Genomic DNA, 9,725 nt, shown 5'->3' on the forward strand with positions numbered 1-9,725 from the left:
TTGGTCGCCAAGCCCGATCCCGCACCCATTGGCAAGACGTACAAGTCCCTGTGGCCCAAGATTGCCACGGCCCTCGCGAAGCGGTCCCCCGAAGGCATGCAGCGGGCGCTCGCCAAGGGGGCCTTGTCGATGCGTGTCGCGGGACGGACGGTGAAGATCACGCCCGACATGGTTCGGTTCGAGCGGAAGCTGCCCGAGGCGGTCGCCCTGGTCCGGACCCCGTACGGGGAACTCTACCTCGACCTCCGCATCACGCCGGAGATCCAGGCCGAGGCGTACGCTCGCGAGGTGATCCGCCGCATCCAACAGATGCGCAAGGACATGAACCTCGACGTAGACGACTACGTGGTCACCTCCCTGAAGGCGAGCGGAGCGCTCGCGGCCGCCCTCGAGTCCCAACGGGACCTGGTCGCCCGGGAGACGCGATCCCGGATCCTCACGCTCGGGGACCGCGACGTCCAAGGCGAGGTCGTCGTCGAGTGGAACGACGTCGACGGCCAGAACGTCACGATCGGGCTCACCCCCCTCCACATGACGGAGGCGCTGCGAGAATTCACGCGGTTACCTGGGCTCAGCACGGCGAAGGCCATGCTCTTGTTCGATGCGGGCTACAAGAGCGTGGCCGCGCTGCGTGCCGCCTCCCGCGGCGAGCTCGCCGCGATCGAGGGACTCGACCCTCAGGATCCGATCCGGATCGTCGAGGCGCTCGCCCAGCCGGGCGATGCCTCGGTTCCGTGCCCCGTCTGCGAGGCTCCCGTGGCCAAGGGCGCACGCCGATGCGCGCGGTGCGGCGAGCCCGTGAGCGGGGAGACCGTTTCGTGCCCCCGCTGCAACACGCCCGTGCCGCCCGGCTTGGAGTCCTGCCCGGTGTGCGGCCTCGTGCTCTCGGTCCCCAGCGCGCCGCGTCCCGGGCCCTCGCGGGTCGCGTGCGCGGCTTGCGGCGAGTACATTCCCGTGGGCTCCGACGTCTGCCCCTCCTGCGGCGCTCGCCAGAAGCCGCCTGCGAGTCCCGCGCCGCATCCCGCGGCGCAGGGGAAACCGCGTCTCCGAACCGCCTCCACGTACCTCGTGGTAGGCGAACAAACCGACGCGGCGTACCGGCTGTTCGAGGAAGCCTTGGCCGCGGGCCAGCGGGGGCTCTGCCTCACGCGCGTCTATCCCCAGCGGCTCCGGGAGCGCTACGCCGCGGCGGAGGTGTCCGTCCTGTGGCTGAGCAACGTGGGCAAGGAGGACGCGATCCGTCCCAAGGACCTCGAGAAACTCTCCCTTGCGGTGGAGCAGTTCGTTGCGCGGGAGCACGGGGCGGTCCTCCTTGACGGCGTGGAGTACCTCGTCACGAACAACAACTTCTTGACCGTCCTGCGGCTCGTCCAGGCGATGCGGGACCAGGTGGCCATCCACAACGGCACCCTGCTCATCTCCGTGAGTCCCACGGCCCTCGAGAGCCACCAGCTCACGCTCCTGGAGCGCGAGGTGGACCAGGTCATCGGCTCGACTTCGGCTCCGGCGGCATGAGGGATTGGACCAAGGGGCCGAACTCGCAGTTCCGGAGGATCTCCGTGGCGCCGGTCAGTCCGACGGAGACCTCGGGGTCGCCTGCAAGGTGGCCGCGTTCCTTGAAATGCTTCGTGAGACCCGCGTTCAGGACGGAGAACTCCTCGTAGGACTTCGAGGTGCCCAGGACCACGGCTTCGGCATCGTCGGACACCAGGAAGAACGTCGGGGAGGATCGGAGGAGTCGCTCGAAGGCGTCGGTCCGGGTGCGAAGGGACGACGAGGGCGTGAACCGCGCGAAGGCGGTGATGTAGAGCTCGAACCCGAGGAGGCGCAGGTTCGGGATCCGCACGGTGCGGAGGAGGCCCTCCTCCTCGAATTCGCGCCGCATCTTCGAGACCGCTTGGCGGGACACCTTCACGCGCTGGGCGAGCGCCTTGTCGCTCAGCTCGGGGAAGCGGACGAGCCCTTTGAGGACCTCCGTCTCCTTCCGCGTGAGTTCGATGTCCCCCGACTTCGCATGCTCCATCCGAAGCAGGATCCGGTCTTCGATGCCGAACGCGAGGGCGAGGGGGTGGCTGTAATCGAAGAAGGCCGGCAGGATGGACAGGCTCATGGGGAACACGCTCAGGGTGACGTCCCGCTCCCCCAGCAACTTGGACCGGTCCAGCGCCAGCCGCAGCTCGTCGACCTGACGACGGGCCGTCGTATAGTCGTGCGCGAATCCCAGGAACGACATCTGGTCCGAGGAGGCGACGATGTGGAAGAGGTCCGGGAAGCGGTCCTTGATGAGGTCGCGGAGCCGCGCCGCCGCCGGCCCGCCCTGTGCCATGTCGAGCCGGGCAAAGCCGCCGATCAGGAGTTCCCATCCCAGGCGGTGCATCATAGGGACGCGTCGGGTCACGAAGTAGTCCGCGTGGCGGAGCCGGCGCCGGATCGCCGTGACCGTGGACACCTTCACGCCCAGGAGCTCCGAGAGCTCACGATCGTTGAGTATCGGATGGCGAACGAGTCCGTGGAGCACCTGCTTCTCGTTCGCGGTGAGTCCTCGCTTGGCCATGGGGCCGCGGAGCAGGTTCCCCGTTTCTTAACCTTTACGCAAGTACTCGCCGGACAAAAGTCTATCTAAGACGTCCCCGAGCCGGGGCACCGTGTCCAAATTCGCAAGGTCCCCGGGCCGGATCCATCGGTACTCGAGGTTCTCCCAGTCCAGGTGAACCCGCCGGGACGGCACGTCGAAGAGGAACGGATGGACCTGGAAGGCCGTGCCCTCGTGCCGCGTGTACAAAGGTTCCGCGGCTCTCCGGAACCTGGCGCCTCGGAGGCCCGTTTCCTCGCGGACCTCCTGGGCCGCACGGGCCCTAGGATCCTCGCGGCCCTCAATGTACCCCGACACGGCGGACCAGCGCCCGCGGAAGGTCCCGACCCGCTGACTCCGGCGCACGACGAGGAACCTCCCGCGGTTCCGAAGGAAGGCACTGACCACGGGGCGCCGCACGACGTCGGGCAGTTCGATCCGTCCGCGGTCCGCGTCGACCCGCACGCGGTCTCCCGAGACGAACACGCCGAGGTCGACGCGGTCCACCATGGGCACGCCGGCGAGGATCGCCCCCGTGGCCACGATGGCCTCCGCCCGTTCGTTGAGCATCGCGGCGGGTCCCAGGCCCCGCTTGGCCAACCCGTAGATGGCGTACGAGCCCACCGTGCTCCCCTTCCCCTGGGGGAACGCAAACACGCGTCCGGCGAGGCGTTCCCCCCGGCAGCCGGTGCCCGCATCCAGGATATCCCCGGTGGCGGGATCCGCACCACCTACGAACGAGAAGGGCGCGGCGCTCACGAGGGCGACGCCCGCGGCCTTTCCGGGAGCGATCGGGCGACCCCGCAGCCTCATGCGTATCGCTCCAACAGGCTCTCGACGTCGTCCAGAATGACCTTCTGCCGGCAGAGGCTGGGCAGGTAGTAGGCTCCCTTCCCGGAGGGCGTGGCGACCGTGGTGAAGCGGTGCTCAAGCAGGGTGACCTCCAAGCACGTGTCCGCCAGGACGCGGCCGCCCGCGCGCTCGATGGAGGCGACCGCCTCGGGGCACGCGTCCCGCACGAGGCGGCTCGTGAACACCCAGACGGGAATCCGCGGCGGCGTCCGGTCCACGAGGGCGGCGATCGACCGAAGCTCGTCGGGAGAGAGCTGCGGCGATCCCAAGGCGATCAGCTCGGCTTCGTTGCCGTCCGAGTAGTGGCGCCGCGTCTCCTCCAAATCGTCCGGGGTGACGATTACCTTCCGGAGCCCTCGGATCCTGGTGCGCTTCCACTCCGGCGTGATGCCTTCGAGATGGAACATGCCCACGCTCCCCGCGGATGCGGCCGCAGCACCCAGCCACTTGAGGTCCCCCTCCGTGGCCCGGAAGCCCCGGAAGAACGGGATGCCGTCGCCTGCCTCCTTGCCCGCCAGGAGGCCCAGCAGGGAGAACCCGATGCCGTCGAGGCGGGCGCGCACGTCGAAGACGACCGTGGGCTGCCGCTCCGCGTCCTGGTGGAGCCCGTAGTCGGGCGTCGCACCCACGATCGCGGCCGCCAGGGCGGACGGACCCCCTTCGCGGTTCGTGCGGGCCCCGAGGACGGAGTTCGCGAAGCACACCGCGTTGGACTCGGACCAGGCGACGTGCTCGCCGAGCGCAGGCCGTACGCCCAGCAGGTACGGGGTGCACGAATAGACAGGCCGCACGCCCATGGTCTCGTAGGCCCGGGCGACACGGGCCTGTTTCTCCGCGAACTCCGGGGGCACACCCAGCTCCCGCCATTGACGCAGGTCCGTGCCGAGCGGATTCACGGTCGTGGGCACGACGAACCGCGCGTCCTTCGCAAAGTCCTCGAGGAACTCGAGACCCGGATCGCCGATGAGCTTGAACGAGGCGCCCGAGACATGGGCGGAGGTGACCGGGACGAGTCTCTGAGCGTCGTAGAGATTCCCGAGGGACACCAGGAGTCGGAGGGCCGTCTGCTGGGCCGGGGTCCCCCGGTCACGCAAGCGCCTTTGCGTCGCGGTCAGGCGCACCTAAACCTCCTCCGAGACAAGGAGCGTCGCGATTCGGCGGATCTCCTCGGGCTTCGCAGGATACGCCTTGAGCTTGACCTGCACGTCGATCGTGTCCGCTTCTCTCGCTGGGACGAGCATCCCCTGGAACGCCTTCTGCTTGTCGATGCGGAGATGGAGGATCCCATCGTCGTCCACGCGGGAGTCGACCGCATTGCGGAGTGCGGCCACCAGGCCCGCCTCCGACCATTGGCTCCAGACCGCGCGGACGTCCGCCGGTGCATCGACCCTCCGTGTGAGGATGACCAGGGGGTTCCCGTGCTCTCCTTCGAGGGCGCGGCGGGTCGTCGCGCCCTTCGGAACGGCGGTCTCCAGCGCGAGGGCCACGCGGGACTCCTCTTCCGTGGCGTGGCAGAAAGCCCTCGCCACGATCCAGTGGATGGGCAGGCTAGCCATCGAGCTTCCTCAGCGCCTTCCGGACGTCCGCGTAGAAGTCCGGGAGCGTCCCCTCGTTCACGATCCGCACGTCCGCGGCCGCGATGACCTCCTCGAGCCCCCATCCGCGCTCGCGGGCATCCCGCCGGAGGAACTCCTCCCAGCTCGTCGCATCGTCGGGGCGACGGCGGCGCTGGACCCGCGCCCAGCGCGTTTCGGGCGCCGCGTCCACCGCGAAGACCACCAGGCCGGGACCGAATGCTCTCCGGAACACGGCCAGCTCCGCCGGGCTCCGTAGCCCGTCGACGCACACGCAGTCCGCGATCACGAGGGGAAGGGTCCGCTCGGCCCAGACCGCCTGCCCATGCTTCTGCCGCTCTTCGTGGGCCATGCCTCCGACCGCGGCGTCCGTCATGGAGAGCCCGCGCCGCTTCGCTTCCGCGCGGACCACGTCCCCCATGCGAACGATCCGGTAGCCTTCCTCCGTGGCCACCTTCTGGAACTCCTCCTTGCCCGCCGCGGGCATCCCGGTCACGCAGATGACCCTCAACGGGTGTGCGCAACCTGACCCAGGCCATAAGCGTTTCCCGCGGTACAGAGAGCCCCACCTCTCGGCCGCCTGCCCGAAGGGGCCGACAGGCTCGCGCCATCCGATTTCGAATCGATGCACGACAAACTAGATATATCCAGGTCCCGTAGGTCCCCACCGGGAGTGCGGCTATGCCCCTCGAGTTGGACCTCAAACAGCTCCGGTTCGGGACCGAGCTGCTCAAACGCGGCTTCGCGAAGATGCAGAAGGGTGGCGTGATCATGGACGTCACCAACGCGGAGCAGGCCGCCATCGCCGAGGAGGCGGGGGCCGTGGCGGTCATGGCCCTCGAGCGCGTCCCCGCGGACATCCGGGCCGCCGGCGGGGTGGCGCGGATGGCGGACCCGACCAAGATCCAGGAGATCATGGACGCGGTCACGATCCCGGTCATGGCGAAGTGCCGGATCGGCCATGTGGCCGAGGCGCGGGCCCTGGAAGCCCTCGGCGTCGACATGATCGACGAGTCCGAGGTCCTGACCCCCGCGGATCCGTTCTTCCATGTGAACAAGCGCGAGTTCGGCGTGCCGTTCGTCTGCGGTTGCCGCAACCTCGGCGAGGCCGTCCGCCGGATCTACGAGGGCGCCGCGATGATCCGGACCAAGGGTGAGGCGGGCACGGGCGACGTGGTCGAGGCCACACGTCACGTCTGGACGGTCAACCAGGCCATCACGGAGCTCAAGTCTCACGACAAGGAGAAGCTGTACGCGGTTGCGACCAAGTTCTCCGAGAACTATGCGAAGCTCCTGAAGGAGGTCCGGACGATCGCGGGTGAGGACGCCGAGGTCCAGGAGGCCGACGTGGTCTTCGCGGGAAAGAACCTCGACGAGGTCACGGAGGGCCTGTTCCAGATCCTCACGGAGATCAAGAAGATCCGCCGGCTCCCGGTCGTCAACTTCGCGGCGGGCGGGGTCGCCACGCCTGCGGATGCCGCCCTCATGATGATCATGGGCTGCGACGGCGTGTTTGTGGGCTCCGGAATCTTCAAGTCGGAGGACCCCGAGAAGCGGGGACGCGCCATCGTCGACGCCGTGGCCCACTTCGACGACCCCAACGTCGTGGCCGAGGTCTCTAAGGGACTGGGCCTGCCGATGAAGGGGACGGACGCGAAGGCGCTTCCGGTCGAGGCGCGCCTCCAGGACCGCGGCTGGTAGCCTGTTCGACCACGGCATCCATGAGGCCCGCCAGCCCCTCTCCGGTCAGCGCGGAGGCCCGGAGATGGCCTGCCGTCGGCCCGGGGAGGTCTGCCTTGTTCTCCAGGACCACGATGGGCACACCGGGGAAGGTCTCCTCCACGGAGCGCAGCAGGCGGAGCTGCGCGTCCAGGGGGAACCCGCACGTCTCCGTAGGGTCGAGGACGAAGACCACCGCGGTGGCCAGGAAGCGGAGGGCCGCGATCGCCTGACGCTCGATCTTGTTCCGTTTCTCCATGGGACGGTCCAGGAGCCCCGGGGTGTCCAGGATCTGGAACCGCCGGTAGCCGCGCTCGAAGTGACCGACCGTCACCCCCTGGGTTGTGAAGGGGTACGCAGCGACCTTGGGTTTGCCCGTGGACACGGCCCGGACGAGGGCGCTCTTCCCCACGTTCGGATAGCCCGCGACCACGACCGTGGGGAGTTCCGGGTCGATGCTCGGGACCTTACGCAAAGCGATGCGCGCCTCGACGAGGGCGTCGAGATCCGGGGAGACCTGGCGGACCACGGAGGACAGACGGCCGATGGCCTCTTTCCGTAGGGCAGGGAGGGTCTGGATCGGGGCGCGTCCCATGCGCCGGGCGTACTCGCGCGTGAGGTCCGCGCTCATGCCCGCCGCCCAGTCGACCGCGCCCAGGTGCTTGCGCAGTCGGTTCCGATCCACGAGGATATCGACGAGTTCTCGGTAGAACGGAGGGAGACGGTCCAGGGTCGGGAACCCCTTGACGTAGCCGCGGAGGGAGCTCTCCAGGGTCTGGCCGGCAGTCTGGACCTTGGCCACGGCCAGGTTCCGGGCGCGCTCGGCGCGGTCCCGCCCCTTCGCGGTCGCCTTGGCCGACCGGCCCAGCGCCGTGTCCAGGAGCTCCGGCGCCCGCAGGATCGAGGGCAGGTCGAACACGGGTTCGCCATCCTAGAGACCGGGATAAGGGTATGGGTCATGCCGCGCGCAGGAGGTCCACGCCGACGACGAACAAGAGGGCGAGGACCGCCACGCGGTTCAGCGCGGCGAAGAAGTTGGACACGAGGAAGACGCTGCGCGCCAGCGTCTTGCCCTCCTTGTTGAAGAGGGAGTACACGTAGATGGGGATCGTGTCGCTCATCAGGGGGATACTCAGGAGGACATAGAGGCCCAGGTAGCCGGTCTTCTCTACGAACAGCTCCGCCTTCTCGACGAACCACTTCGCGACCCGCCACTTCGTGGACCACCACCGGATGTGGTCCTCCACCCGGATGCCCAGGTGGAAGATGAGCCAGGCACCGACGGTCTTCCCCGCGGCGAGGGCCAACGCGATCCATACGAGATAGCTCCACTCCTGGTTCACGATGGGCAGGACGAGGGCGAGCTCGATCGGAATCGGGAGGACCACGGCGATCGCGATCGCGTACAGGAACATGAGGGGGAGGAAGACCAGCCGGTTCTCGTACGCCGCGAGGAGGACGTTGATGAGATCCGTCCACAAGTCCGACAAGGCCCTCGGGCGCGCAACCGGCGGCCCGCTAATAAGGGAGAGGAATTGATTATCCTAGCGAGGAATCGGATGGAGCCGCCCGTCGTACGTCAGGAGCACGACGCGGCTGTCCTCGCGCTCCGCCGCGACACCATACCCCGTGCTCTCGGCGAGCCGCTCCGCGAACGTGCGGATGGACGCGTGGGATGGCATGTTCTCGGCCTTGAGCCGGAGGCGGCTCTCTCCGACGAAGCTGTAGCCCTTGCACTCGATGAACATGGGTTTCCCCAGCCGGTCCAGCTCCCCATATTCCTCCTCCCATCCCAGGTTCCATCCTTCGACCAGGGTGTGCCGGATCACCGTGCGCGTCGGGAGGGTCGGCAGGAGCGCCAGGGTCTCGCGAAGCTTCGCGAATTCGTGGTCCGACTTGGGGGCCATGAGACTTCGGTAAATCGTCTCGTTCGGGGCGGCGACGGTCAGGTAGAGTTGGGTGGGCAGGCGGCCCTCCTCGTGCATGCGGCGGAGCACGGACGGCGTCGTCCCGTTCGTGACGAGGAACGTGGTCATGTTCCGACGCTTGAACTCGTCGATCATCTCCCCCAGGCGACGGTAGAGCGTGGGCTCGCCGGTCAGGCTGATGGCCACCTGGTCGGGGTTCCACGCCTCCTGAAACCGCTCCGCGGAGACCTTGGGGTTGCCGCCGTACCCGCTGAGGAGTTCTCGCTGCGCGCGAATCGAGTCCTCGACGATGAACGCGGGATCGTCCGCCTCGAGCAGGGAGTCGGAGCCCCATTCCTGGGTGCGCCAGCAGAACATGCAGCCCAGGTTGCAGGCATCCACGGTGGGCGTCATCTGGAGGCAGCGGTGGCTCTCGATTCCGTAGAACGTCTGCTTGTAGCAACTGACGCCCTTCGTGAGGCTCGCCTTGGTCCAGTGGCAGAGCTTCACGCCGCTATGGTTCCCGACGATTCGGTAGCCTTGGCGCTCGAGGACCTCCTGGCGCTCCCGATCCATCGGCGTCCGCAAGTCGGGACCGGCTAAAAGACCTTCGGACGTTTCGGTCGTCCTAATCAGCGTCGTCGGATCACGCCCGAAGCGGTTTGCGAAGCCGGCGGAGGTCAAGGTCCCCCTTACCGAAGACTCGCGCGCGGAACACCGGGTCCTTGGCGGCCAGGCCCTCCAAAACCGTCAGCCGCGGATCGAACTCGAGGTCGTGGACCTTGTAGGTCGTCCCCTCGTGGTTGAACGTTCCCGCGATGTTCGACGCGAGTGCGGCGCTGACCCACCGGCGGTCGACCGCCGCGGCCCCCCGGAACGTCCACCAGGGGTCGAAGTGGACGAGCTCCTCGAAGCGCTCCAAGGGCGTGGTCTCAATCCGTTCCAGCTTGCCCGTGGGCTCCGCGCTGTGGAGACCGTCCGGGCGGACCTCCAATGGCCCGGGCAGAATGCGCACCCCCAGGGGCGTTGCATCGACAAGCACGAAGGCGACGGTCCACGCGTCGTCGACGAACGGGAACACGTACCGGGTGCGGAGTTCGG

Annotated in this window: 11 protein-coding genes and 1 pseudogene; 2 read left to right on the forward strand and 10 right to left on the reverse strand. The window is 68.1% G+C overall.

The genetic code is table 11. The features are described from left to right. On the forward strand, positions 1–1,515 hold a 1,515-nt coding region (locus VEY12_07970; protein HYM40062.1), incomplete at its 5' end, for a DUF835 domain-containing protein. Here VEY12_07970 and VEY12_07975 read toward each other — a convergent pair. The 6 genes and pseudogenes from VEY12_07975 to VEY12_08000 form a co-directional block, all read right to left on the reverse strand. Next, positions 1,484–2,554 carry a helix-turn-helix domain-containing protein gene (locus tag VEY12_07975; protein HYM40063.1) on the reverse strand — a complete coding sequence of 357 codons (1,071 nt, stop codon included), beginning with the start codon at positions 2,552–2,554 and terminating at the stop codon, positions 1,484–1,486. The genes VEY12_07970 and VEY12_07975 overlap by 32 nt on opposite strands. A 27-nt stretch (positions 2,555–2,581) precedes the next feature. Further along, entirely contained in the window at positions 2,582–2,992 is a 411-nt protein-coding gene (locus VEY12_07980; GenBank protein HYM40064.1) for an NUDIX domain-containing protein, read from the reverse strand. A gap of 3 nt (positions 2,993–2,995) precedes the next feature. Beyond that, a pseudogene (locus tag VEY12_07985) lies at positions 2,996–3,385 on the reverse strand (DUF126 domain-containing protein). Next, positions 3,382–4,545 carry an aconitase X catalytic domain-containing protein gene (locus VEY12_07990; protein ID HYM40065.1) on the reverse strand — a complete coding sequence of 388 codons (1,164 nt, stop codon included), beginning with the start codon at positions 4,543–4,545 and terminating at the stop codon, positions 3,382–3,384. The pseudogene VEY12_07985 and the gene VEY12_07990 overlap by 4 nt, the downstream one beginning before the upstream one ends. Next, on the reverse strand, positions 4,546–4,980 hold the full coding sequence (locus VEY12_07995; GenBank protein HYM40066.1) for an RNA-binding domain-containing protein: 435 nt from the start codon (positions 4,978–4,980) through the stop codon (positions 4,546–4,548). It lies immediately after the preceding gene. After that, positions 4,973–5,509 (reverse strand): AAA family ATPase, encoded by a 537-nt coding sequence (locus VEY12_08000; protein HYM40067.1) that lies wholly within the window; start codon positions 5,507–5,509, stop codon positions 4,973–4,975. Before VEY12_08000 ends, VEY12_07995 begins: the two co-directional genes overlap by 8 nt. A 170-nt stretch (positions 5,510–5,679) precedes the next feature. On the opposite strand from VEY12_08000, the gene pdxS reads away from it, so the two are divergent. Further along, entirely contained in the window at positions 5,680–6,699 is a 1,020-nt protein-coding gene (gene pdxS / locus VEY12_08005; protein ID HYM40068.1) for a pyridoxal 5'-phosphate synthase lyase subunit PdxS, read from the forward strand. Here the strand turns inward: pdxS and VEY12_08010 are convergent. The 4 genes from VEY12_08010 to VEY12_08025 all read right to left on the reverse strand — a co-directional run. Then, positions 6,617–7,636, reverse strand: a complete 1,020-nt coding sequence (locus tag VEY12_08010; GenBank protein ID HYM40069.1) for a GTPase — start codon at positions 7,634–7,636, stop codon at positions 6,617–6,619. The genes pdxS and VEY12_08010 overlap by 83 nt on opposite strands. Before the next feature lie 37 nt (positions 7,637–7,673). Then, a complete protein-coding gene (locus tag VEY12_08015) occupies positions 7,674–8,198 on the reverse strand; it encodes a hypothetical protein (GenBank protein HYM40070.1) in 525 nt (174 codons plus the stop codon). 63 nt (positions 8,199–8,261) lie between these two features. Next, complete coding sequence (gene twy1, locus VEY12_08020) at positions 8,262–9,200, reverse strand: 4-demethylwyosine synthase TYW1 (protein HYM40071.1); 939 nt, start codon at positions 9,198–9,200, stop codon at positions 8,262–8,264. A 70-nt stretch (positions 9,201–9,270) separates the two neighbouring features. After that, positions 9,271–9,725, reverse strand: a 455-nt coding sequence (locus tag VEY12_08025; GenBank protein ID HYM40072.1) for a hypothetical protein, incomplete at its 5' end; no start/stop codon positions are given.

Source organism: Thermoplasmata archaeon, assembly GCA_035632695.1.
Taxonomy (GTDB): Archaea; Thermoplasmatota; Thermoplasmata; order RBG-16-68-12; family RBG-16-68-12; genus RBG-16-68-12.

Bases quoted from the DNA above. Each gene is read 5' to 3' on its own strand.
- VEY12_07975 (HYM40063.1), bottom strand. From the start codon at position 2,554: ATGGCCAAGCGAGGACTCACCGCGAACGAGAAGCAGGTGCTCCACGGA.
- twy1 (HYM40071.1), bottom strand. From the start codon at position 9,200: ATGGATCGGGAGCGCCAGGAGGTCCTCGAGCGCCAAGGCTACCGAATC.
- pdxS (HYM40068.1), top strand. From the start codon at position 5,680: ATGCCCCTCGAGTTGGACCTCAAACAGCTCCGGTTCGGGACCGAGCTG.
- VEY12_07995 (HYM40066.1), bottom strand. From the start codon at position 4,980: ATGGCTAGCCTGCCCATCCACTGGATCGTGGCGAGGGCTTTCTGCCAC.